This is a genomic window from Microbacterium sp. NPDC058062, assembly GCF_042885375.1.
Classification (GTDB): Bacteria; Actinomycetota; Actinomycetes; order Actinomycetales; family Microbacteriaceae; genus Microbacterium; species Microbacterium trichothecenolyticum_C.
Genome location: NZ_JBHVSC010000003.1, coordinates 138901 through 162264 on the forward strand (window position 1 = coordinate 138901; position 23364 = coordinate 162264).

Consider the following 23364-nt stretch of genomic DNA (forward strand, 5'->3'; position numbering starts at 1 on the left):
CGGCATCCGTCGCCGTCAGACGAGTCGCAGCTCGGCGTCGATCGCGGCGGCGGTCTGCGAGAGCGCGGGCAGGTGCCGCTCGAGGACGTGCTCGACGCTGTCGCGGGTGGCGCTGGTCGAGACGTTGACCGCGGCCACGACGTCGCCGCGGCGATCGCGCAGCGGCACGGCCACCGAGCGCAGACCCTGCTCGAGCTCGCCGTCGACGAGGGACCAGCCCTGTGCCCGCACGCGGTCGAGCTCGGCGCGCAGCTCTGTCGTGTCGGTCACCGTGCGCTCGGTGAGGGACGGGAGGACGGATGCGGCGAGCAGCTCGTCGCGCGCGGCATCGGGCAGTCCCGCCAGCAGCACGCGCCCCATCGACGTCGCGAAGGCGGGGAACCGGGTGCCGATCGTGATGCGCACGCTCATGATGCGCCGCGTCGGGACGCGCGCGATGTAGACGATGTCGCCGCCGTCGAGCACGGCGGCCGAGACGCTCTCGTCGACCTCGCGCGACAGCCGCTCGAGGTGCGGCTGTACGATCTCGGGGATCGAGAGGGCGGAGAGGTAGCTGAACCCGAGCTCGAGCACGCGCGGGGTGAGCGCGAACGTCCGGCCGACGGCGCTGCCGGTCCCTGAGCCGGTCGAAGGGCGCACGTAGCCGAGCTCCTCGAGCGTGCGCAGGAACCGTCCCGCGGCCGCGCGCGTGATGTCGGCGCGGCGCGCCACCTCGCTCAGCGTCAGCTCCGGGTGCTCCGCATCGAACGCCCGGATGACCGCGAGCCCGCGCACGAGGGACTGGATGGTGTCGTTGGTGCGGGCCGCGTCGTCGGTCACCGGCTCACCCTATCCGCCGCGCCGCCGGCGCCCCGTCGGGTGTGGCGCAACTGCTGCAGTTCCCTGCACCTGCTGCGTCGCGCGACGCAGCAGGTGCAGGAAGCAGCAGCAGTCGTGTCACGAGGGAGCTCCGGTTCAGCGCTCGAGCACGACGGCGAGGCCCTGACCCACGCCGATGCAGATCGCCGCGACCGCGACCCCGCCGCCGCGGCGGGCGAGCTCGTGCGCGGCGTGGCCGATGATGCGGCCGCCCGAGGCGCCGAGCGGGTGGCCGATCGCGAGCGCGCCGCCGTGGATGTTGAGCTTGTCGGGGTCGAGCTCGGGCCAGCCCGCCAGGCACGCCAGCGACTGCGATGCGAACGCCTCGTTGAGCTCGACGAAGTCCACGTCGGCCCACGTGCGGCCGGCGCGCGCGAGCGCCTTGTTCGCGGCCTCGATCGGCGCGATCGGGAACTGGTCGGGGTCGACGCCGTGGGCGGCCCGGCCGGTGACGCGGGCCAGCGGCTCCGTGGGCAGCACGCCCTCGCGGCCGAGCAGCACCGCCGAGGCGCCGTCGTTGATGGGCGACGAGTTGCCGGCCGTGACGCTGCCCTCGCCGTCCGCGGCGAACAGTGCCTTGAGCCCGGCGAGCTTCTCCACCGACGTGTCGTCGCGGATGCCCTCGTCGCGGGCGAGCTCGACGCCCGACACCTGGACGGTCTCGGAGTCGTAGACGCCCGCGGCCCACGCCTCGGCGGCGAGCCGGTGCGACCGCACGGCGAACTCGTCCTGCTGCTCGCGCGTGATCCCCCACTCGCGGGCGATCAGCTCGGCGGATTCGCCGTTGGAGATCGTCCAGTGCTTGGGCAGCTTCGGGTTGGTCATGCGCCACCCGATCGCCGTGTTCCAGAGCGTCTGGTTGCCGACGCTGGGCCACGGCCGCGGCGACTTCTCGACGACGTACGGGGCGCGGCTCATCGACTCGACGCCGCCGGCCAGCACGACGTCCACGTCGCCCGCCTCGATGGCACGGGAGCCTTGGATGACAGCCTCGACCGACGACGCGCACAGCCGGTTCACCGTCACGCCGGTCACCGTGGTCGGGAACCCGGCGAGCAGCGCGCCCATGCGAGCGACGTTGCGGTTGTCTTCCCCGGCCTGGTTCGCGTCGCCGAAGATCACGTCGTCGATGCGCGCGGGGTCGAGACCGGTGCGCTCGAGCGTCGCCTTCATGACGACGGCCGCGAGATCGTCGGGGCGCACGCCCGACAGGGCGCCGCCGGCGCGGCCGAACGGCGTGCGGACGGCGTCGTACACGTAGGTGGTCATGTCATTCACCTTCCCGGATGCTGCGGGTCGAGGCTGGGCCCCCGCCCCCTGAGGCTCCGCGCGACGCGCCAGCGGCGCGTGGAGTGGGAGCGGGGACCGTCAATTCCAGGCCCGTGAGCTCGGAGAGGAGCTCGACGGTGTTGTCGCCGAAGGCCTCGCGCACGGTGAAGCCGTCGGGCGTGACGTCGAAGACAGCGTGGTCGGTGTAGACCCGCGTGACGCAGCCGACGCCGGTGAGCGGGTAGGTGCACGCCTCGACGAGCTTCGACTCACCGGTCTTGGTGAGGAGGTCGGTCATGACGTAGACGTTCTTGGCGCCGATGGCGAGGTCCATCGCGCCGCCGACGGCAGGGATCGCACCGGGCGCGCCGGTGGACCAGTTCGCCAGGTCGCCGCCCTGCGACACCTGGAACGCGCCGAGCACGCACACGTCGAGGTGCCCGCCGCGCATCATGCCGAACGAGTCGGCATGGTGGAAGTACGCGGCTCCGGCCAGCGCCGTGACGGGCTGCTTGCCGGCGTTGATGAGGTCGGGGTCGATCTCGTCCGCGGCCGGCGACGGACCCATGCCGAGCATGCCGTTCTCGGTGTGGAGGATGATCTCCTGGTCCTGCGGCAGATAGTCGGCGACGAGGGTCGGCGCACCGATGCCGAGGTTGACGTACGACCCCTCGGGGATGTCCTGTGCGATGCGCGCCGCGAGCTTCTCGCGGGAGATGCGCGTCGCCTGCGCTGTCGTCTCGGTCACTGGTCGATCCCCTCTCCGGTCGCTGAGCCTGTCGAAGCGCCCGCGAGCGGGCGGCCTTCGATGTCCACTCCCCCGACGAACGCGCCGGCGTCGAGCCACCCGCGCTCGCCCACGGCGACCACGCGGTCGACGAAGATGCCGGGGGTCACGACGGTCTCGGGATCGAGCGAGCCGAGCGGGACGAGTTCGTCGACCTGCACGATCGTGGTGGTCGCGGCGGCGGCCATGATCGGCCCGAAGTTGCGCGCGGTCTCGCGGTACACGAGGTTGCCCCACCGGTCGGCGCGGTAGGCGCTCACGAAGGCGTAGTCGGCCTTGATCGGGTACTCGAGCGCATAGGAGCGGCCGTCGATCTCGCGGATCTCCTTGCCCTCGGCGAGCTGCGTGCCCACGCCCGTCGGCGAGAAGAACGCGCCGATGCCCGCACCTGCCGCGCGGATGCGCTCGGCGAGGTTGCCCTGCGGCACGAGCTCGAGCTCGATCTCGCCGGCACGGTAGAGCCCGTCGAACACCCAGGAGTCGTGCTGACGCGGGAAGGAGCAGAGGATCTTGCGCACGCGCCTCTTCGCGAGCAGGGCCGCGAGCCCCACGTCGCCGTTGCCGGCGTTGTTGTTGATGATCGTCAGGTCGTTCGCGCCCTGCGCGATGAGCGCGTCGATGAGCTCGACGGGCTGCCCGGCACGCCCGAAGCCGCCGATCATGATGGTCGCCCCGTCACGGATGCCGGCCACGGCCTCCTCGACGGAGCCCACGGTCTTGTCGATCACGAACCGCCTCCTTGTTTGTTCGCTGTGCGAACATGTGTACGCTCTGCGGTCCAGTGTACGCGCGACTCTGGTGTTTCGGAAGCCCTGAGCCGTAGCATCCGTCGCAGTCCGCCCTCCCCGCCCCGTCATTCGCGTGCCAGGACGCGCGGAATCGCCCGCGGCATTCCGCGTGTCGCGCCACTCCACGCAGAACGCGCGGGCAGGCTTCCACGCTCAGGTGTCACGACACGCGGAATCACCCGAGACACTCCGTGTGTCGCGCCACCCGAACCGCGGACACCGGAGGCGAGGACCGTCAGGACTCCTCGGCGAACACGTCCTTCGCGATGCGGAACGCGGTGTTCGCGGCGGGGACGCCGCAGTACAGCCCGGCCTGGAGGATCACTTCCTTGATCTCGTCGATCGTGAGTCCGTTGCGGAGCGCGGCGCGCAGGTGCATCGCGAGCTCCTCGTGGTGCCCGAGTGCGATGAGCGCTGTGAGCACCGCGACCGACCGCGACCGGCGGTCGAGGCCGGGGCGCGACCAGACGTCGCCCCACGCGACGCGGGTGATGAAGTCCTGGAAGTCCGCGGTCAGCTCGGTCGTTCCCGCGATCGCGCGATCGACGTGGGCGTCCGACAGCACCTCGCGGCGCACGACCATGCCCTGGTCGTACCGCGCCTCGTCGGTGAGGCCCTCGCCGTCCGGCCGGCTCACGCGGCACGCTCCGCAGCGACCGTGTCGAAGAACTCGAGCAGCACCGCCGCCGTCGCCGCCGGGGAGTCGGTGGGCGCCAGATGCGAGGCATCCGGGATCCCGATCGCCTCGCCGTTCTGCACACCCGCGGCGATCTCGCGAGCGGATGCCTCGGGCGTGACCGCGTCGTGATCGCCCCACACCGCGAGCACCGGCGCGGCGATCTCGCCCAGCCGGTCGCGCACGTCGAAGACGGCCAGGGCGTCGCAGCAGCGGGCGTAGCTCTCGTCGTGCGTGTTCTGCAGCACATGGAGGAGCCGCCCGGTGAGATCGGGATCGCGCTGGATCGAGCCCGGCGCGAACCAGCGCTCCGCCGAGCCGATGATGAGGCTCGAGGTGCTCTGCACGCGCACCTGGGCCGCCCGCTCGTTCCAGCCCTCCGGTGTGCCGATCTTCGCGCCCGAGCACAGGATCGCCGCGGCGTCGATGCGGTCGCCGTGGCGCAGCAGCAGCTCGAGTCCGACGGCGCCTCCGAGCGAGACGCCGGCGTAGAGGAACGGCCCGTCGACCGCGTCGGCGACCGCGTCGGCGAGCTCAGCGATCGTGAAGCCCTCGGTCGACGCCGGCGCGGCACCGTGGCCCGGCAGATCCCACGCCACGACGCGGTAGCGCTCGGCGAGCGCCGGGATCACGCGGTCCCACAGCAGCGTCGACGTGCCGAGCGACGGCCCGAGCACGAGCAGCGGGGCGGCCCCGGTCCCTGAGCTTGTCGAAGGGCCGACGGGGTCGGTGAGGGAGATGGCGGGGACGGTCACGCGTCCTCCTCTGCGGTGCGTGCGGCGGCCTCGTCGACGAGGCGGCCGGCGAGTCCGGTGTAGCGGGCGGGGTCGAGCAGGTCGGCGACGAACGCTTCGGGGGTCGCTCCGGCCTCTGCGGCGAGGGCGGCGACATCGGGTGACGCCGCGAGGAGCCTGGCGAGGTCGCCGCCCGCGGCGGCCGCGGTCACGAGCTCCGATACGCGCGCGGCGCCCAGTGCGGGCCCGAGCACGATCGAGAGGCGCTCCGAGACGATGAGCCCGCCGGTGGCGGCGAGGTTGCGGGCGACGGCGTCGGTGTCGACGTGGAGCCCTGCGACGAGTGAGGCCGCGTGGGCGGTCGCGCCGAGCGCGAGGCGCAGCAGCTCGCGCAGCGTCGGCCACTCCGCGTGCCACGCGCCGTCGGGGCGCTCGTCGGCGGCGAGGGCCGACGCGAGATGCAGCGTCGCGGCGAGCTGGGGTGCGCGGAGCGCGGCCGAGCGGATGAGGACGGATGCTGCGGGGTTGCGCTTCTGCGGCATCGCCGACGATCCGCCGCCCGCACCCTCGGCGAGCTCGCCGATCTCGGTGCGGCTGAGGGTCGCGACGTCGGTGGCGATCTTGCCGACGGCGTCGATCGCCTGCACCAGGGCATCGCCCAGCTCGGTGACGGGCCAGCGGCTCGTGTGCCAGGGGGCTTCGGGCGCCGCGAGTCCGAGCTCGTGCGCGAAGGCGGCGGGCAGCGCGGCGGCCGCCTCCGGTCCGGCGATCTCGACGAACGACGCCAGCGTTCCTGCGGCGCCGCCGAGCTGCGCGGGCAGCCGATGCTGCATGTCATCGACACGCGCCCTGGCGCGCTCGACACCCCGAAGCCAGCCGGCCGCGCGGAGGCCCACGGTCGTCGGCACGGCGTGCTGCGTCAGCGTGCGCGCCGCCGCGACCTCGTCCCGACGCGAACGAGCCAGCGAACGCAGCGACACCTCGGCGTGCACGAGCGCCGCGACGATCCGGCTCGTCGCCGCCCGGGCGACCACCATCGCCGCGGTGTCGACGATGTCCTGGCTGGTCGCACCGCGGTGCACCCAGAACCGCGCCTCGACCCCGACGCGCTCCTTGAGTCGCCCGACCAGCGGGATCACGGGGTTTCCGCCCGCGACGGCCGCGGCGGCGAGTGCCGTTCCGTCGACGCCGTGGTCGCGGCATCCGCGGAGGGCGCCCTGCCAGCCGAACTCCGTCTCGATCTCGTCGATCGCCTCGGCCGGGGCGACCCCGGCTTCGACCCAAGCCCGCGCCAGCGCCACCTCGGCCGTCACGAGGGCGTCGAGGTACGCGGCATCCGTCACCGTCTCGTCGTGACCGACGGTCACAGGCGAGAGCAGGCCCCCATCGAGTGCGGGCCGGTCACGGTCAGAAGGCAAGGAACACGGTCTCCTTCTCGCCCTGCAGATGGATGTCGTGGTGCAGGTTGCCGTCCGGCAGGCGCGTCGCGATGAGCGTAGCGCGCTCGTCGGCGTCGAGCGAGGACAGGAGCGCGTCGGACGCGAGGAGCTCCTCGTGCTCGGGCAGGTAGACGCGCGTCACGAGCTTGTCGGGAAGACCGCGCGCGAACACGATGACCGAGAAGAACGGTGCGCCGCCGTCGATCGGGCCGGGGTTGCGGGTCCAGAACTCGTAGCGGCCGACGTCGGTCGTCGCCGCGCGGCCGAAGCCCGTGAACGAGTGATCGTCGCGGCGGAAGGCGCCGTGGGCGCGCGGGATGCGGCCGTCCTCGTCGGCGCTCCAGATCTCGATGACCGCATCGGGGATCGGGTTGCCGGCGCCGTCGAACACGGTGCCGCCGAGCACGATCGAGCCCGGGCTGTGCGGGAACACCACCTGGTGCTTCTTCTCGTAGTCGAGGCCGAAGGCGAAGAACGGGCCGACGGTCTGCCCGCCGGTGGCCTCGTGGGTCTTCGGGCCGAGGTCGCGGGCGGTGCCGGCCATCAGTGCTCTCCTTCTTCGGGCTCGAACCAGGTCGCGTCGGGGCCGTCGACGACGATGTCGAAGCGGTAGCCCATCGAGAACTCGGGCACCGACAGGTCGTGGTCGTACAGGCCGATCAGGCGGTCGCGGTCCTTCTGGCGCCAGATGGTGTTGTAGATCGGGTCGAGCGGGAACAGCGGGTCGCCCGGGAAGTACATCTGCGTCACGAGGCGCTGCGTGAAGCCCGAGCCGAAGATCGAGAAGTGGATGTGCGCCGGCCGCCAGGCGTTGACGTGGTTCTTCCACGGGTAGGCACCCGGCTTGATCGTCGTGAACTTGTAGTACCCGTCGTCGTCGGTGACGATGCGGCCGGCGCCCGTGAAGTTCGGGTCGAGCGGGGCGGGATGCTGATCCCGCTGGTGGATGTACCGGCCCGCGGCGTTCGCCTGCCAGATCTCGACCAGCTGGTTGGGGACCGGACGCCCCCACGAGTCGAGTACGCGGCCCTCGACGGTCATGCGCTCACCCTGGGGCTCGCCGATGTGCTGCAGCGTCAGGTCGGACTCGATCGCCGCGACGTCGCGCTGACCGAAGGCCGGCGACCACAGCTCGATCGTCTCGGGGTCGACGAGCTTCGGGTTCTTGGTCGGGTGGCGCAGCAGGCTGGATCGGTACGGCGGGAAGTCGTGCAGGCTCATGTTGAGCCGCTCCCCCGCCGCCTCACGCCGTGCGGCGGCGGCGTGGTAGTCGACGATCTCCTGCGTGATCTCGCGCTGGGTGAGCTGGTCGGGCGAGGCCAGCAGCGACTCGGGGGCCGCCGCCGTCTGCTCGAGCACCACCGACGACGAGAACGCCTCCTCGCCCTGGGTACCGGGCTGGGCCTGTGTCATGAGGTCTCCTTCGACGACTCGGGTCGTCCCAGGGTCGCACCCTCGCGCGGACTCGCCGCCGTGGATTCCCACTCAGCGGGAATCACGGATGCTGCGGCCCGCGGCATCCGTCCCCTGTCAGGTGCTGCGGAGGTCGAGGTGGAGGTCCTTCGCGGCCTGCACCACGAGCGGGCCGAGGCGCCGCTCGTCGGCGCGCGCGAGGTGCACGACGAGCCCGAGCGCGACCGGCGGCAAGCCCTCGACGCGCGGCAGCGCGGCGGCGACCGAGACGTTGCCGAGGGTCATCTCCTCGCGGGTCGTGGCGTAGCCGAGAGCCCGCGTGCGCGCGATGTCGGCGCGGAGCTCCTGCTCCGTCGCGATCGAGTTGACGGTCTCGCGCTCGAGCGGAGCCTCGAAGTACTGCCGGAGCCAGCCTTCGTCGCGCGTCGCGAGCAGCGCCTTGCCGACGCCGGTCGTGTGCAGCGGCCCGCGCCCGCCCATCCGGCTCAGCGTCGGGATCGACTGGCGTCCGGTGAGGCGTCCCACGTAGAGCGCGGTCGTGGTCGCAGGCGTCGCGCCGTCGAGCACCGCGAGGTGCACGTTCTCGCCGGTCGCCTCGTACAGCCGCACCATGTGGGGCAGCGCCGTCTCGCGCAGGCGCAGCGACAGCGGCGAGAGTTCGCCGAGCTCCCACAGCCGCGGGCCGATCGCGTACGTGTGCCCGGGTCCTCGAGTGAGGAGCCCCTCGGCTACCAGCGTTGCGAGCAGGCGGTGCAGCGTCGACGACGCGAGACCCGTGCGCGCCGCGAGCGTCGTCGCCGTGACCGCCGGCTCGTCGTCGGTGAAGCAGCCGAGCACGCGCAGCGTGCGCTCGAGCACGCCTTCGCCCTCCGCCATGGATCCTCCTCGTGCGACGTTACCCGCCCCACGCTGTGGGACAGTGGGCGCATGGCCAACTCGCCCTCCGGCGACTCTATGACCGACCGCATCGTGCGGGTGCTCGAGACGTTCACCGCCGAGCGTTCGATGCAGTCGGCGGCAGAGATCGGCCGCCGCGCGGGGCTGCCGTCGTCGACCGCGCACCGGATCGTCGACGAGCTCGTCGACGCGGGCCTCCTCGAACGCGACGAGGACCGCCGCGTGCACCTCGGCATGCGCCTGTGGGAGCTGGCCCTCCGCGGCTCGACGGCGCTGCGGCTCCGCCAGGCCGCGCTCCCCCACATGGAAGAGGTGCAGGCGCGCATCCGCGAGCACACGCAGCTCGCCGTGCTCGAGCAGGACGAGGCGCTGTTCCTCGAGCGCCTCTCCCACCCCGACGCCGGCGCCAACATCACGCGCATCGCCGGGCGCCTGCCGCTGCACGCCTCGTCGTCGGGCCTCGTCCTGCTCGCTCATGCGCCGTCGGCTCTGCGCGAGCGGGTGCTCGCCGGTCCGCTGCGCGCCCTCGCTCCAGAGACGGTGACGGATGCTGCGCGCCTCCGCCGCATCATCGCCGAGGTCCGCCGCGCCGGGGTGGTGGTGGCGCCCGGCTCGATCGAGGCCGTGTCGACCGGCGTGGCCGTGCCGCTCCGCGACGCGGGCGAGGTCGTCGCCGCGCTGTCGGTCGTGCTCCCGCGCGAGACCGACCCGGCGGCCGCGATCCAGGCGCTGCGCGGGGCCGCCGCCGGGATCGAGGCCGACCTGCGGGCCGCCCGCCGCTGACTCTTCCCGGCGCCTCCGCGCTCCTCATTTGAGGCTCAGGGCCGAGATGAGGAGCGAACCCGGCTCTCCCCTCCTGATCTCGGCCGAGAGCCTCAACTGAGGATGCCGCCGTCCTCCCGATGAACGGGAATCTCGACGCACACCGCGCACGACGGGGTCACACTGGGCCGAGGCATCCGTTCCCGAACGTCGAAGGAGACGTCCATGTCCACGATCCGCACCCGCGTCGCCATCATCGGCGCCGGCCCGGCCGGGCTCCTGCTGTCGCACCTGCTGGGGATCGCCGGCATCGAGTCGGTCGTCATCGACCAGCGCTCGCGCGAAGAGATCGAGACGACGATCCGTGCCGGGATCCTCGAGCAGGGCACCGTCGAGGTGCTCGACTCGTCGGGCGCGTCGAGCCGCGTCCGCACGGTCGGCAACCGCCACGACGGCATCGAGCTGCGCTTCGCCGGCGCCGGCCACCGCATCGACTTCGCCGACCTCGTCGGCCGGGGCGTCTGGCTGTACCCGCAGCACGAGGCACTCAAGGACCTCATCGCAGTGCGCCTCGGCAAGGGCCAGGACCTCCGCTTCGGCGTGACCGCGCTGCGCGTCGAGGACGCGGCATCCGATCGCCCCCGCGTCATCGCGACCGACGCCGACGGCGCGCCCCTCGAGATCGAGGCCGAGTTCGTCGTGGGCGCGGACGGCTCGCGCAGCGTCGCCCGTGAGGCGGTCACGGGATCGTCGACCGGCGGGTACTTCCGCGAGTACCCCTTCGCGTGGTTCGGGATCCTGTGCGAGGCGCCGCCGAGCGCCGACGAGCTCATCTACAGCAACTCGCCCGACGGCTTCGCGCTCATCAGCCAGCGCAGCGCCACGGTGCAGCGCATGTACTTCCAGTGCGACCCGAACGCCGACCCGAACGCCCTCAGCGAGGAGCAGCTGTGGGAGGAGTTGCAGAAGCGCGTGCCCGGCACAACCCTCAAGGAGGGCCCGATCTTCCAGCGCGACGTGCTGCGGTTCCGCAGCTTCGTCGCGCACGAGCTGCTGCACGGGCGCGTCGCTCTCATCGGCGACGCCGCGCACACCGTGCCGCCGACCGGCGCGAAGGGCATGAACCTCGCGGTCGCCGACGTGCTCGTGCTCGAGCGCGCGCTGCGCGCCCTCCTCCTCGACGACGACGAGCGCCTCATCGAGGCGTTCCCCGAGAAGGCGCTGCACCGCATCTGGAAGGCCCAGCACTTCTCGTGGTGGATGACGAACATGCTCCACGTCGCACCCGACGCGTCGGACTTCGACCGCCTGCGCCAGCTCGGCGAGCTGCAGTCGGTCGTGGAGTCCGAGGCCGGCCGCCGCTTCCTCGCCGAGGCGTACACCGGGTGGCCGCTCGAGGGCCTCGCCTGACGGGAACTCCGACTCGCCGGCATTGCCGCTGAACGGGAATGACCGGATGCTGCGGCTCCCGCCTCGGCTATAGTCCGGTGCCTATGGCCTCACCGTCGCGGACTGCACCGCCCGAGCCGTCGCGGACGGCATCGGTGGCGATGCTCCTCGCGGCCGTGTGCCTGGTCGCGATGAACATGCGGCCTGCGATCACGGGCCTCGGGCCGCTCCTCGACCAGATCGGCGCCGACACCGGCATGTCGGTCTCGGCGCTGGGCCTGCTCGCCGCGGTGCCGCTCGTCGCGTGGGCGCTGTTCTCGCCGCTCGCGCACGACCTGAGCCGCCGGTTCGGGCAGCCGCGCGTGCTGCTGTGGTCGCTGCTGGTGCTTCTCGTCGGCACCCTCGTGCGCTCGATCCCCGGACCGGTGGTGAGCCTGTGGATCGGCACGGCGATCATCGGCATCGGGATCGCCATCATCAACGTGCTCATGCCCGCCGTGGTCAAGCGGGAGTTCTCGGGCCACGTCCCTGCGGTGACCGCGGCCTACACCGCGCTGCTCGCGGGCCTCGGCGCCGTCTCGTCGGGCGTGGTCGTGCCGATCTCCCACATCGAGCTCGGCGGCGATCCGGCAGGCTGGCGCTTCGCGCTCCTGGTCACGGGGGCCGCACTCCTGCCGTTCGCGATCGTCGCGTGGTGGTGGGCGCACCGTGGCGCGGCCCGCGCCCACGATCGCGCCTCGGCACCGCGCGGACGCACGGGCATCTGGCGCGACCCGATCGCCTGGCTCGTCGCCGCCTACATGGGCCTCCAGGCATCCATGTTCTACATGTTCGTGACCTGGCTCGCCCCGCTGTCGATGTCGATCGGACGCTCCGAGGTCGTCGCCGGCATCGACGTCATGGTCTACCAGCTGTTCTCGCTCGCCGGCTGCCTGCTGCTGCCGCTCGCACTGCGCGGCGGCCTCGAGAGGTGGGCGCCCGCGCTCATCCCATCGCTCGCGATCGTCGGCGTCGCGGGCCTCATGATCGCGCCCGACGGCGTGCTGGTGTGGGGCTCGCTCATCGGCCTCACCGGCGGCGCGACGCTCGCGATGTCGCTCACGCTCATGGCCCAGCGCGCCCGCGACCACGACACCTCGGCGGCCCTGTCGGGGATGTCGCAGTCCGTCGGCTATGTCATCGCCGCCCTCGGCCCGGTCGCCTTCGGCGCCCTGCACAGCCTCACCGGCGGCTGGACGGCATCGCTCGCGCTCGTGCTCGTCGTGCTCGTCGCCTTGACGGCGGTCGGGGTGTTCGCCGGACGCGACCGCTTCGTCCTCGACCGCCGCTGAGCTCGGCCGCCGCCGTTCGGGTGGCGCAACACGCGGGATCGACGCGCCCACCCCGCGCGTTGTGACCCACGAACGCGGGACGGATGCCGCGGCCCGCGCTCACTCCCCGGGAAAGGCGACCGTACGCAGCAGTGTGGCGAGCGTCGCGCGGTCTGACTCCGAGAGGTCGGCGTGCACGCGCTCCTCGGCCGCCCGGGCCGACTCGCGCGCCTGCCCGACGAGCGCGCGGCCGGCATCGGTCGCGACGACGACGTTGGCGCGCCGATCGGCCGGATCGGGCTTGCGTTCGACGAGGCCGCGCGACTGCAGCTCGTCGACGAGACTCACCACCTGACTCGGGTCGAGCCGGAGGAACTCGGCGAGCTCGCGCTGCGACGGCCGGGCCTCACCCGACGTCAGCACCAGCACGGAGTACGAGCGCGCCTTCAGCCCGTGTTCGGCCAGGGCGGCGTTGCCCGCGGCGAGCGCGATGGCGTTCGCGCGCGCGAGCAGAAAGCTCACGTCGTCGGTGAGCGCCGACGCCCGCAGCCCCTTAGGGGCGACGGTGTCAGCGGTCTTCGGCATGCCCACGATGCTAGTCGAATTCATGGATGAACGGAATGATTGACTTTCTCAACAGTTGGGTCTTCAATGGATCCGACACGAAGGAGTTCACGCATGTCATCGCACGCACCGCTCGAGGGCAAGGTCGCCATCGTCACGGGCTCTGGCCGCGGCCTCGGCCTCGCCTACGCCCAGGAGCTCGCCCGCCAGGGCGCCGCCGTCGTGATCAACGACGTCGACGAGGCCACGGCCGCCGAGGCCGTCGCCACGATCGAGGCGGAAGGCGGGCGCGCGGTCGCGGTGGCCCTGCCCGTCGGTCCCACCGAGACCGCGCAGCAGCTGGTGCGCACGGCAGTCGACACGTTCGGGCGCCTCGACATCCTGGTCACCAACGCGGGCGTGCTGCGCGACACGGTGCTGTGGAAGATGAGCGACGACGACTTCGACACCGTCATCAACGTGCATCTGCGCGGCACCTTCACCTGTGTGCGCGAGGCCGCGAGCTGGATGCGCGAGAACGAGGTCGCGGGCCGCATCATCTGCATCGGCTCCCCCACCGGCCAGCGCGGCAACTTCGGCCAGACCAACTACGCCGCCGCCAAGGCCGGCATCGTCGGCATGGTGCGCACGTGGGCGCTCGAGCTCAAGCGCGCCGGCATCACCGCGAACGCGGTCATCCCCGTCGCCGCGACCGCGATGACGGCGACCGTGCCGTACTTCGCCGCGGCCGTCGAGGCCGATGCGGCGGGCGAGCCGATGCCCGCGTTCTTCCGACACGACCTCGGGTTCGGCACGTCGGACGACGTCGCGGGACTCATCGCGTACCTCGCATCGGATGCTGCCGCCGCCGTCACCGGTCAGGCCATCGGCATCGGCGGCGACCGGCTGCAGCTGTGGTCGCACCCCGAGGCGGTCGCCACGGCCTACAGCGACGGCGGCTGGTCGTACGACGACCTCGCGTCCGGTTTCGCCGACGCCGCAGGGCCGCTCCAGTCGGTGGGCGAGAAGTTCCCGCCGCTCCCCGAGGAGCTGCAGCGCTCGTGATCCACCGGTCGCTGAGCGTGTCGAAGCGCCCTTCGACGAGCTCAGGGACCGGTCCTTGACCCCTGAGGACACCCGACATGACCCGCTATGAACCCGCGATCGACCTCGATGCGATCACCGCGATCGACGTGCACGTGCACATCGAGGTCGACCACCACGGGCACTCGTCGCTGCCCGACGATCTGCGCGACGCCGCGGCGACCTACTTCAGCACCGACGGGCCCAACCCCGACCTCGACGGCGTGGCCGCGTACTACCGCGAGCGGCAGATGGCGGCCGTCGTGTTCACGGTCGACGCGCGAACCAACTTCGGGCACGCACCGATCTCTAGCGCCGACATCGCCGAGGGCGCCGCCCGCAACAACGACGTGCTCATCCCCTTCGGCTCCGTCGACCCGCTCTCGCCGACCGCGGTCGACGACGCCCGCCGCCTCATCGAGGACCACGGCGTGCGCGGCTTCAAGTTCCACCCCACGGTGCAGGGCTTCGACCCGTCCGACCCGGCCTACTCGCCGCTGTACCAGACGCTGCAGGACGCGGGCGTCGTGGCGCTCTTCCACACCGGCCAGACCGGCATCGGCGCGGGCCTGCCGGGCGGGCGCGGACTGCTGCTGGGCCTGTCGAATCCTATGCTGCTCGACCCGGTCGCTGCCCGCTTCCCTGGGCTGCAGATCATCATGGCCCACCCGTCGGTGCCCTGGCAGGACGAAGCCCTGTCGGTTGCGACCCACAAACACAACACGTGGATCGACCTGTCGGGCTGGAGCCCGAAGTACTTCCCCGAGTCGCTCGTGCGCGCCGCGAACTCGTATCTCAAGAGCCGGGTGCTGTTCGGCTCCGACTTCCCCCTGCTCACCCCCGACCGCTGGATGCGGGATGCCGAGACCGCCGGCTCGTTCAAGCCCGGGGTCATGCCCGGCATCCTGAAGGACAACGCGGTGCGGCTGCTCGGGCTGGCAGGCTGACATGCCCGCACTCGAGGCGGATGCGACGTTCGGGTTCGACCCGTACGCGATCGCGGCCGCGCATCTGAGCCCCGCCGCGCGGGCAGCGCTCGGGCGTCTTCAGCAGACGCTGGAGAGCAGCATCCGTCCCCTCCTCGCCGAGGCGTGGGAGACGGCGACCATGCCGCCCGAGGTGCTCGACGCACTCATCCCCCTCGACCTCATGCGGCCGGAGGGGGTGGATGCTGCGGAGGCGGCGTCGTCCATGTACTCGGGCTTCCGCAACTATGTGCTGGCGCGCACCGACGTGTCGATCGCGACGCTGTACAACGCGCAGTCGGGGCTCTTCCGCACCGCGATCGCGCTGGGCGGGTCGCCCGCGCAGGCGGCGGAGCTCGACCCGCGCGTGCGCAGCTTCGATCTCAGGGGCGTCTTCGCGCTCACCGAGCCCGAGCACGGGTCCGACATCGCGGGCGGACTCGCCACCACTGCGCGCCGTGAAGGCGACGCGTGGGTGATCGATGGCCGCAAGAAGTGGATCGGCGGGGCCGCGGCATCCGATGTGCTCGTCGTGTTCGCCCGCGACGTCGACGACCACGCCGTCAAGGCCTTCCTCGTGCCGACCGACGCGACGGGCGTACGGCTCGAGGCGATCGGCGGCAAGGTCGCGCTGCGGCCGATGCAGAACGCGGTGATCACCCTCGACGGCGTGCGCGTGACCGAGGCCGAGCGCCTCGAGAACGTGAACGGCTGGCGCGACGTGGCGCGGATCCTCCGCGCGATGCGCTCGGACGTGGCGTGGATCGCGGCCGGACTTCAGGCGGGCGCGCTCGACGCGACCGTGCGGTACGTCCGCGAGCGGCATCAGTTCGATCGGCCCATCGGCGGCTTCCAGCTCGTGCAGGAGAAGCTCGCCCGCATGCTCGGCAACACCGTGGCTTCGCTGGCACTCGTCGTGCAGCTGTCGGCCCGGCAAGACCAGGGCGAGTACGCCGACGAGAACTCCGCGCTCGCCAAGCTGCAGACCGCTCGCCTCGCGCGCGAGACCGTCGCCCTCGGCCGCGAGGTGCTCGGCGGAAACGGGATCCTGCTCGAGCACGACGTCGCCCGGTTCTTCGCCGACGCGGAAGCCGTGTACTCGTACGAGGGCACGCACGAGATCAACGCACTCATCGTCGGCCGCGCCCTCACGGGCGCCTCGGCATTCGCCTGAACCCCATCGAAGGAGAACCCATGACCACCACCGTCGACTACGCCGACGTCGCCGGCCTCGCCGGCACCGATCTCGGCTGGACCGAGTGGCTCGAGGTCACACAGGAGCGCGTGAACCTCTTCGCCGACGCCACCGACGACCACCAGTGGATCCACGTCGACCCCGAGCGCGCGGCCGACGGCCCGTTCGGCGGCGCCATCGCGCACGGCTTCTTGTCGCTGTCGCTCACCGTGAAGTTCTGGTCGGAGCTGTTCGACGTCACCGGCGTGAGCACGCGCGTCAACTACGGCCTCGACAAGGTGCGCTTCGTGTCGCCGGTCAAGGTGGGCGCACGTGTGCGCGGGGGCGCGGTCATCGCCGAGGTCACCGAGGTCGCGGGCGGCTACCAATTCGCCGTCGATCAGACCATCGAGATCGAAGGCGGCGGCAAGCCCGCCGTCGTCGCCCGCGGCCTGTACCGCTTCTACGCCTGACCCGGCCTCGCAGGCCGCATCCTCGAGGGAGAGGACACCGCAACGATGCACCAGGGGATCGGGTTCTGGCTGGCCAAACGGCGCCTGAAGGACCCCGAGAAGATCGCCGTCGTCTTCGGCGACGCCGAGCTCACGTATCGCGAGCTCGCGGACGCCGCCGACCGGGTGGCCGCCGCGCTCTGGCACCGCGGCATCCGCCGCGGCGACGCCGTGGCGTACATCGGCGAGAACAGCCCGCAGTTCCTGCAGGTCATGTTCGGCGCCGCGCAGCTCGGGGCGGTGTTCGTGCCGGTCAACACCCGCCTGGCGGCCCCCGAGGTGCAGCACGTGCTCGTCGACGCCGGGGCGCGGGCCGTCGTCCTCGACCCGGAGTTCCTCGAGCGGGCGATGCCGGGCGTCGAGGCAGGCCGGATCGCGCACGTCATCGTCACCGGTGAAGGCCTGCCCGAGCACCCCGGCCTCGCGCGGCTCACCGCAGAGGCGCCGGGCGGGCACACCATGGCCGAGGTCGCGCTCGAGAATCCGGCGGCCATCATCTACACGTCCGGCACCACCGGGCGCCCGAAGGGAGCTGTGCTCACCCACGGCAACCTCACGTGGGTCGCGCTCAACTGCATCGTGGACTACGACGTCGTCTCGACCGACGTGTCGCTCATGATCTCGCCGCTCTTCCACGTCGCCTCGCTCGGCATGGGCGCGCTGCCGGTGCTCCTGAAGGGCGCGACGCTCGTGCTCGAGAAGGGCTTCGAGCCGGGCCGCGCCCTCGCCCTCATCCAGGAGCGCGGGATCACGATGCTGAGCGGCGTGCCCACGACGTACCAGCTGATGGCCGACCACCCGTCGTGGGCATCCACCGACCTGTCGACCCTGCGGAAGCTCACGTGCGGCGGATCCGCCGTCCCCACTCGTATCCTCAACGCCTACGAGGAGCGCGGGCTGTCGTTCTCGCAGGGCTACGGCATGACCGAGACCTCGCCCGGCGCGACGTCGCTCCCACCCACGATGACCCGCGAGAAGCAGGGCAGCGTGGGCCTGCCGCACTTCTTCACCGAGGTGCGCATCACCGACGAGCACGGCGACGTCGTGCCGCGGGGCACGGTGGGCGAGATCGAGGTCGCGGGCCCCAACGTCTTCCTCGGGTACCACGGGCTGCCGGAGGCGACAGCTGCCGCGTTCAGCCCCGACGGGTGGTTCCGCTCGGGCGACCTCGGCTATCTCGACGCCGACGGGTACCTGTACATCTCCGACCGCCTGAAGGACATGATCATCTCGGGCGGCGAGAACATCTACCCGGCCGAGGTCGAGAACCTCATCGCCGACATCGAGGGCATCTCGGGCGTCGCCGTGGTGGGCGTTCCAGATGAACGCTGGGGCGAGGTGCCGTGGGCGGTCGTCACGCTCCGCGAAGGCGCCGAGGTCGACACCGAGATCGTCCGCGCGCACCTCGACGGCCTGCTCGCCCGCTACAAGCTGCCCAAGAACGTCGTTGTCGTCGAGGACCTGCCGCGCACGGCATCCGGCAAAGTCCGCAAGGCCGACCTCCGCGCCCGCTACGGAGAGAGCCGATGACGCACGAACCGCCCGTGCCGTCGCTCGAGCGCGCCTTCGAGGTCGTCGCCGACCTCGGCCCGCTCGAGGACCACGGCATGACGCGCGCCGGCCACCGCCGCATCATCCCGGTGGTCGGCGGAACGATCACCGGCGACTTCACCGGCACGATCCTCTCCGGCGGCGCCGACTGGCAGACCGTGCGCGCCGACGGGTCGATCGAGATCGACGGCCGCTACAGCGCGCTCGGCGACGACGGGTCCCTCCTCTACATCCGCGCCCAGGGGGTGCGCAGCGGCGATCCAGCCGTGCTCGAGGCGCTGCTCCGCGGCGACGACGTGGACCCCGGCGACTACTACTTCCGCGCCGTGCTCACCCTCGAGTGCGCCGCGCACCCCGAGTTCGAGCGCGCGGTGTACCTCGCGTCGTACATCCGCGAGGCGAACCGCGTGCGCTACGTGGCGTACCGCGTCACCTGACGCGGCCTTCGCGCCCCGCGATCCGAGTCCTCGCCGCCACTCGCCCCGGCGAGCCATCACCCCACGACCAGGTGAACTCCGCGCGCACCACCGCACCCCTTCAACAGGTCAACCGCGCTTCCACAGGCGGCCCCGGGGCATCGCCATCCTGCAGAACCCCGGTTGACCTGTTGAAGCAGGGGTGGAAGGGCGAAGGGCGAGCGGCGGAGACGGATGCTGCGACCCGCTGCGGGGCATCCGCTCAGGCCACGAGGCCGGCGAAGTCGCGCACCGCGGGGAAGGCGAACTCGCGGTGCCGCCGCGTGAAGAGCTCGAACGAACGGTCCGCCGGCCAGTCGTCGCCCATGTACTGGCGGGGCAGGCGGGGGTCGGCGCGCAGCAGGGCCAGCCAGTCGGCGACGAGCAGCGTGCGCCCGGTGACGGCGGGGAGGTCGGATGCCGCATCCTCACGCTCCCAGTGCGCGATGAACTCCTCATGGGCCGCGCGGATGCCCTCGATGTCCCAGGCGACGCGGACGGCCTCGGCCATCGGGAATCCGTCGAGCTCCGTCGCCGAGAATCCGCTGACCGAGCCGGCCGGCAGATCGGGGATGATCGCCCCGAGCGCCGCCGCGAGATCCACCGCTCCCGGTGCGATCCACAGGCCGTCGCGCAGCACGGCGAAGCCGGACCAGGTGAGCGCCGCCCGCAGCCGATGGCGCAGGTCGCGCAGGTGCTCCGGCACGCTGAAGGTCACCAGGGTCCACCCCTCGCCCTGGGGCTCGAACGGAGCCGGACCGTTGACGCGACCGGATGCCTCGCGCAGGACCTCGCTGCCGTGCGTCGTGAGTTCGAATCCGATCTCGCGACCCAGGCGTCGCCGCTCCAGCATCCCGCTCTCGACCATGCGGTCGAGGTTCGTGCGCACGGCCGACGCCGCGACGCCGGCGCTCTCGAGGACGCCGATCAGCACGCTCGCGCGGAGCGGCTCGAAGTAGCGGTCGCACACGAACTCACCGAAGAACGCCAGCAGCAGCTGACGCGGCTTGCGCGTGAGGACCGACGCGTCGGCGGAGGGGACGACGCTCACGCGACCTCCGGGCGCACGGCCTCGCCGCGCTTGGCGCGCTGGATCTGCTCGTACACGTGGGTGCGCAGCTCCGTGAACCGGGGCAGCGATCGTGTCGTGATCTGGTCGCGCTCGGGGGCGAGGTCGATCACGAGATCCTCCTGCACCCACGTCGGCGACTTCGACAGCACGATGACCCGCTCGCCGAGGTACACGGACTCGTCGATGTCGTGCGTGACGAACAGGATCGACATGCCGCGCTCGCGGTGCAGAGCTCGCACGAGGTCTTCGAGGTCGGCGCGCGTCTGCGCGTCGACCGCGGCGAACGGCTCGTCCATGATGAGCACCTCGGGCTGGTACGCCACCGCACGCGCGATCGCCACGCGCTGCTGCATGCCGCCCGACAGCTGCCACGGGTAGCTGCCCTTCGCGTGATCGAGGCCGACGGCCGCGAGCGCGTCGTCGACCAGCCGGTCCCGCTCGCCGCGCGCGAGCTTCTTGTGCTTCAGCGGCAGCTCGACATTTCCGCGCACGGTCAGCCAGGGATACAGGCTGCGGCCGTACTCCTGGAACACGAGTGCCATGTTCGGCGGCGGTGCGGTGACGCGGCGGCCGCCGAGCTCCACGACCCCCGAGGTCGGTTTGAGCAGGCCTGCGATGCACTTCAGCAGCGTCGTCTTGCCGCACCCGGAGGGGCCGACGATGCACACCAGCTCACCGGCATTCATCTGGAATCCGATGTCGCCGATGGCCTCGACGCTGCCGGTCGACGATTCGTAGACCTTGCGCAGGTGCTCGACGTTCAAGAGCGTCTGTGCTGTTCGAAGCGAGTCAGGCACGCTCCACCTCCTTGATTCCGTGATACCAGCGCAGCACGCGTCGTTCGACGAGACCGAAGATCGTCGCGAGCAGGACACCGATGAGACCGAGCAGCAGGATGCCGCTCCACATCTCGGCGATGAGGTAGTTGCGCTGGAAGAAGACGATTCGATAGCCGAGGCCTGACGACGAGTACGCCAGCTCGGAGATCACCATGAGGATCAGCGCGATCGAGAGCGACTGCCGCACGCCCGCCATGATGCGCGGGCTGGCGGCGGGGAGCACGAGGTAGCGCAGGCGCTCCCCCGAGGTCAGTGCGAACGACCGCGCGGTCTCCGTCATCACCGAGTCGGTGGCGCGCACGCCCTCGATGGTGTTGAGCAGGATCGGCCATACCGAGCCCACGACGATGACCACGATCTTCATGGCGTCGGTGGGACCCATCAGCACCACCACGATGGGCAGGAGCACCGGAGGCGGCACGGCGCGGAAGAACTCCAGCATCGGCTCGAGCAGCTCGCGGAGCCACCGGTTGAGGCCGATGACCGTCCCGGCCACGATGCCGACCACGATCGAGACGACGATGCCGATGGCGAGCCGGCCGAGGCTCGGCAGCACATCGGTCACGAAGGCGGGGCCGACCCACGTGTCGACGAAGGCGTCGAGGATCTCCATCGGCGCGGGGAAGAACTTCGCGGGCGCAAGCGTCGCCCAGATGCCCCAGATCACCAGCAGCACGAGCGGCAGCCCGATGGCGTAGAGCGTGTTCTCACCGATCTTCGCCCAGACGCTCGGTCGGCGGCGCGGGGTCACGACGGTGCTCGTGTAGAGGGTCACAGCACTTCCTCCCCTCTCACCGACTGATGCCACGCGAGCGACCGGCGCTCGATCGCGCGGAAGATGAGGTTGATGATGAGCCCGAGCAGACCCGTGACGATGACGAGGGCGTACACTGCCGGCCAGTCGCCCGCAGACTGCGCGAACACGATCTCGCGACCGAGCCCGGGATTGCCGATGAACATCTCGGCGGTGATCGCGAGGATCAGCGCGACCGCGGCCGCGAGGCGGAGGCCCGTCATGAGGTAGGGCAGCGCCGTCGGCAAGACCAGGTTGACGATGCGCGACCCGCGCGACAGCCCGAAGCTGCGCGCCGTGTCGCGGGCGACCGTGTCGACGTCGGCGACGCCGTAGAGGACCTGGATGAACACCTGCCAGAAGCTGGCGTAGACGATGATGACGAGCGCGGATTCGATCCGCAGGCCGAACAGGAGGATCGCGAGAGGGATGAGCGCCACCGAGGGAATCGGTCGCAGGAACTCCACGGTCGTGTGGGTCGCCCGGCGGAGGAATGGAACGAGCCCGATGACGGTGCCGAGCACCGTCGCCAGCACGGTGGCGATCACGAGGCCGATGCCCCACGCGGTCATCGTGCGCCCCACGTTGCGCCAGAACTCGAGGTCCCGCATCTGCTGGCCGAGCTCGGCGAGCGTCGTGGTCGCCGACGGGAAGTAGCGCGGATCGACGATCCCCAGCGTCGGCAGCAGCTGCCAGGTGATCAGGAACCCGAGGATTCCCGCGACGCCCAGCGCGACCTTGCGCAGCGTGCGCGACCTTCGCGCGCTGCGCGGGCGCGGCGGCGTGGCGACGATCAGGGGAGCGTCAGCGGTGGCCATCGACGGGTCCGATCTGGTGGAGGCGAGGGGCCGAACGGGCGCGGGAGGACCGGATGCCTCGGGCCGAGGCATCCGTCCCCTCGCTCGGGTGGCTACTGCTGCTGGAGCAGGCGGTCGTAGTCGGGCTCGGCATCGATGTAGGCGAACTCGACGGCGAGTGCGCCGAGGTCCTCGATGCCGGCGCCGGCGAGGTCCCACGTGAAGGTCGGGAGCGTGATGCCCGCCGCGGCCTCCTCCGGGATGTCGAGGTTGGTCGCGATTGCGGCGCGCACCGCATCCTCGTTGTCAGCCGCCCAGTCCAGCGCCTCGGTCATCGCCTCGGAGTACGCCTTCACGAGGTCGGGATCCTCGTCGATGAGCGCCTGCGTCGTGATGTTCGTGAGCACGGAGAGTCCCGGGATCGTCGCCTGGTACGGCTGCACGACCGACACGCCCCCACCACCGACGACCATCGCGCGGAACGGGTCGGGCGCCCACGCGGCGTCCATGGTGCCCGCCTCGAGCTGCGCCGGAACGTCCGGGAAGGCGACCTCGACGAACTCGATCGTCGAGGGGTCTCCGCCGTCGTCCTGCACGGCCTTGCGGATCGTCAGGTCGCCGGCGGCGCCGATGGTGTTCACCGACACCTTCTTGCCGGCGAGGTCCGCCGGCCGGGTGATGCCGGAATCGCCTAGCGCGACCACCGCGTTGACGTCGGTCCCGTCCGCGAGGCTGTTCGCGTAATTGCCGACGATCACGACGCCGAGGTCCTGCTGGTCGGCGCGGATGGGACCGAACGGCTGGCCGATGGCGAACTGGATGTCGCCGCTGAGCAGCGCGGGGATCGCGTTCGCACCGCCCTGGGCGGGCACGACCTCGATCTCGAGGCCGTGCTCCTCGAAGATGCCCTCGTCGATGGCCGCCCACAGCGCGCCTGTCTCGGCGATGGGAAGAGCGGCGACGCGCACGGCGGTGAGCTCGCCCGAGCCGCCGGCGTCGCCGGTCGAGGTGGAGGTGGACTCGGGGTCGGCGGCGGAATCGGTGCAGCCGCTCAGGGCGAGCGCGGCTGCGGCGAGAACGCCGAGCGTGACAAGACTCTTCTTCATTGACGGGCCTCTCGTGACGGTGCGGGGGATGCCGGCGGCCGGGGTTCCGTCCAACGGGAGTCGGAGTCCTCACCGCGGCGTGCCGGACATAAGTCATCGTCCGCCAGACGCGAATCATTGTCAACTGTTTTGTGACGCCCGTCACGATTTTC

25 protein-coding genes are annotated in these 23364 nt (G+C 71.5%); 9 read left to right on the forward strand and 16 right to left on the reverse strand.

Annotated elements, in window-relative coordinates; translation table 11 throughout:
* Positions 1-15: 15 nt before the first annotated feature.
* From ACFVSU_RS09850 to ACFVSU_RS09895, 10 genes are all read right to left on the reverse strand, one after another.
* A complete protein-coding gene (locus ACFVSU_RS09850) occupies positions 16-819 on the reverse strand; it encodes an IclR family transcriptional regulator C-terminal domain-containing protein (protein ID WP_387141662.1) in 804 nt (267 codons plus the stop codon).
* A 135-nt stretch (positions 820-954) separates the two neighbouring features.
* Positions 955-2127, reverse strand: coding sequence for a thiolase family protein (locus ACFVSU_RS09855; RefSeq protein WP_387141665.1), 1173 nt, complete (start codon positions 2125-2127; stop codon positions 955-957).
* A gap of 1 nt (position 2128) precedes the next feature.
* A complete protein-coding gene (locus ACFVSU_RS09860) occupies positions 2129-2875 on the reverse strand; it encodes a 3-oxoacid CoA-transferase subunit B (RefSeq protein WP_387141668.1) in 747 nt (248 codons plus the stop codon).
* Positions 2872-3642 (reverse strand): 3-oxoacid CoA-transferase subunit A, encoded by a 771-nt coding sequence (locus ACFVSU_RS09865; RefSeq protein WP_387141671.1) that lies wholly within the window; start codon positions 3640-3642, stop codon positions 2872-2874. The genes ACFVSU_RS09860 and ACFVSU_RS09865 overlap by 4 nt, the downstream gene beginning before the upstream one ends.
* Positions 3643-3937: 295 nt before the next feature.
* Positions 3938-4339, reverse strand: coding sequence for a 4-carboxymuconolactone decarboxylase (pcaC, locus tag ACFVSU_RS09870; RefSeq protein WP_387141674.1), 402 nt, complete (start codon positions 4337-4339; stop codon positions 3938-3940).
* A complete protein-coding gene (locus ACFVSU_RS09875; RefSeq protein ID WP_387141677.1) occupies positions 4336-5133 on the reverse strand; it encodes an alpha/beta fold hydrolase in 798 nt (265 codons plus the stop codon). Before ACFVSU_RS09875 ends, pcaC begins: the two co-directional genes overlap by 4 nt.
* Positions 5130-6530 (reverse strand): lyase family protein, encoded by a 1401-nt coding sequence (locus ACFVSU_RS09880; RefSeq protein WP_387141680.1) that lies wholly within the window; start codon positions 6528-6530, stop codon positions 5130-5132. The genes ACFVSU_RS09875 and ACFVSU_RS09880 overlap by 4 nt, the downstream gene beginning before the upstream one ends.
* Positions 6520-7095: a protocatechuate 3,4-dioxygenase subunit alpha gene (pcaG, locus tag ACFVSU_RS09885; RefSeq protein WP_387141683.1), complete on the reverse strand. Its 576-nt coding sequence runs from the start codon at positions 7093-7095 to the stop codon at positions 6520-6522. The genes ACFVSU_RS09880 and pcaG overlap by 11 nt, the downstream gene beginning before the upstream one ends.
* Positions 7095-7964 (reverse strand): protocatechuate 3,4-dioxygenase subunit beta, encoded by an 870-nt coding sequence (gene pcaH, locus ACFVSU_RS09890; protein WP_387141686.1) that lies wholly within the window; start codon positions 7962-7964, stop codon positions 7095-7097. The genes pcaG and pcaH overlap by 1 nt, the downstream gene beginning before the upstream one ends.
* Before the next feature lie 117 nt (positions 7965-8081).
* Positions 8082-8840 carry an IclR family transcriptional regulator gene (locus tag ACFVSU_RS09895; protein ID WP_387141689.1) on the reverse strand — a complete coding sequence of 253 codons (759 nt, stop codon included), beginning with the start codon at positions 8838-8840 and terminating at the stop codon, positions 8082-8084.
* 51 nt (positions 8841-8891) lie between these two features.
* On the opposite strand from ACFVSU_RS09895, the gene ACFVSU_RS09900 reads away from it, so the two are divergent.
* The 3 genes from ACFVSU_RS09900 (at position 8892) to ACFVSU_RS09910 (ending at position 12343) form a co-directional block, all read left to right on the forward strand.
* Complete coding sequence (locus ACFVSU_RS09900) at positions 8892-9644, forward strand: IclR family transcriptional regulator (RefSeq protein WP_387141692.1); 753 nt, start codon at positions 8892-8894, stop codon at positions 9642-9644.
* A 204-nt stretch (positions 9645-9848) separates the two neighbouring features.
* Positions 9849-11033 (forward strand): 4-hydroxybenzoate 3-monooxygenase, encoded by a 1185-nt coding sequence (locus ACFVSU_RS09905; protein ID WP_387141695.1) that lies wholly within the window; start codon positions 9849-9851, stop codon positions 11031-11033.
* A gap of 83 nt (positions 11034-11116) precedes the next feature.
* A complete protein-coding gene (locus ACFVSU_RS09910; RefSeq protein WP_387141698.1) occupies positions 11117-12343 on the forward strand; it encodes an MFS transporter in 1227 nt (408 codons plus the stop codon).
* A 99-nt stretch (positions 12344-12442) separates the two neighbouring features.
* On the opposite strand, the gene ACFVSU_RS09915 is transcribed toward ACFVSU_RS09910, so the two are convergent.
* Positions 12443-12907, reverse strand: coding sequence for a MarR family winged helix-turn-helix transcriptional regulator (locus tag ACFVSU_RS09915; RefSeq protein ID WP_387141701.1), 465 nt, complete (start codon positions 12905-12907; stop codon positions 12443-12445).
* A gap of 93 nt (positions 12908-13000) precedes the next feature.
* Here ACFVSU_RS09915 and ACFVSU_RS09920 point away from each other — a divergent pair, with 93 nt between their 5' ends.
* From ACFVSU_RS09920 to ACFVSU_RS09945, 6 genes are all read left to right on the forward strand, one after another.
* Positions 13001-13930: an SDR family NAD(P)-dependent oxidoreductase gene (locus tag ACFVSU_RS09920; RefSeq protein WP_387141704.1), complete on the forward strand. Its 930-nt coding sequence runs from the start codon at positions 13001-13003 to the stop codon at positions 13928-13930.
* A gap of 77 nt (positions 13931-14007) precedes the next feature.
* Positions 14008-14895, forward strand: coding sequence for an amidohydrolase family protein (locus ACFVSU_RS09925; RefSeq protein ID WP_387141707.1), 888 nt, complete (start codon positions 14008-14010; stop codon positions 14893-14895).
* 1 nt (position 14896) lies between these two features.
* The gene (locus ACFVSU_RS09930; RefSeq protein WP_387141710.1) at positions 14897-16087 is read left to right on the forward strand and encodes an acyl-CoA dehydrogenase family protein; all 1191 of its coding nucleotides are present in this window, start codon (positions 14897-14899) and stop codon (positions 16085-16087) included.
* A gap of 20 nt (positions 16088-16107) precedes the next feature.
* Entirely contained in the window at positions 16108-16560 is a 453-nt protein-coding gene (locus ACFVSU_RS09935) for a MaoC family dehydratase (protein ID WP_387141714.1), read from the forward strand.
* A 45-nt stretch (positions 16561-16605) separates the two neighbouring features.
* The gene (locus ACFVSU_RS09940; RefSeq protein WP_387141717.1) at positions 16606-18129 is read left to right on the forward strand and encodes a long-chain fatty acid--CoA ligase; all 1524 of its coding nucleotides are present in this window, start codon (positions 16606-16608) and stop codon (positions 18127-18129) included.
* Positions 18126-18587 (forward strand): DUF3237 domain-containing protein, encoded by a 462-nt coding sequence (locus ACFVSU_RS09945; RefSeq protein ID WP_387141720.1) that lies wholly within the window; start codon positions 18126-18128, stop codon positions 18585-18587. The genes ACFVSU_RS09940 and ACFVSU_RS09945 overlap by 4 nt, the downstream gene beginning before the upstream one ends.
* A gap of 241 nt (positions 18588-18828) precedes the next feature.
* Here ACFVSU_RS09945 and ACFVSU_RS09950 read toward each other — a convergent pair whose 3' ends face one another.
* The 5 genes from ACFVSU_RS09950 to ACFVSU_RS09970 all read right to left on the reverse strand — a co-directional run bounded on the left by ACFVSU_RS09950 (position 18829) and on the right by ACFVSU_RS09970 (position 23212).
* Positions 18829-19656, reverse strand: a complete 828-nt coding sequence (locus tag ACFVSU_RS09950) for a PaaX family transcriptional regulator C-terminal domain-containing protein (protein WP_387141723.1) — start codon at positions 19654-19656, stop codon at positions 18829-18831.
* Complete coding sequence (locus ACFVSU_RS09955) at positions 19653-20474, reverse strand: ABC transporter ATP-binding protein (RefSeq protein ID WP_387141726.1); 822 nt, start codon at positions 20472-20474, stop codon at positions 19653-19655. The genes ACFVSU_RS09950 and ACFVSU_RS09955 overlap by 4 nt, the downstream gene beginning before the upstream one ends.
* Positions 20467-21291, reverse strand: coding sequence for an ABC transporter permease (locus ACFVSU_RS09960; RefSeq protein WP_387141729.1), 825 nt, complete (start codon positions 21289-21291; stop codon positions 20467-20469). The genes ACFVSU_RS09955 and ACFVSU_RS09960 overlap by 8 nt, the downstream gene beginning before the upstream one ends.
* The gene (locus ACFVSU_RS09965) at positions 21288-22127 is read right to left on the reverse strand and encodes an ABC transporter permease (RefSeq protein WP_387141732.1); all 840 of its coding nucleotides are present in this window, start codon (positions 22125-22127) and stop codon (positions 21288-21290) included. The genes ACFVSU_RS09960 and ACFVSU_RS09965 overlap by 4 nt, the downstream gene beginning before the upstream one ends.
* A gap of 92 nt (positions 22128-22219) precedes the next feature.
* On the reverse strand, positions 22220-23212 hold the full coding sequence (locus ACFVSU_RS09970) for an ABC transporter substrate-binding protein (protein ID WP_387141735.1): 993 nt from the start codon (positions 23210-23212) through the stop codon (positions 22220-22222).
* Positions 23213-23364 lie beyond the last annotated feature (152 nt).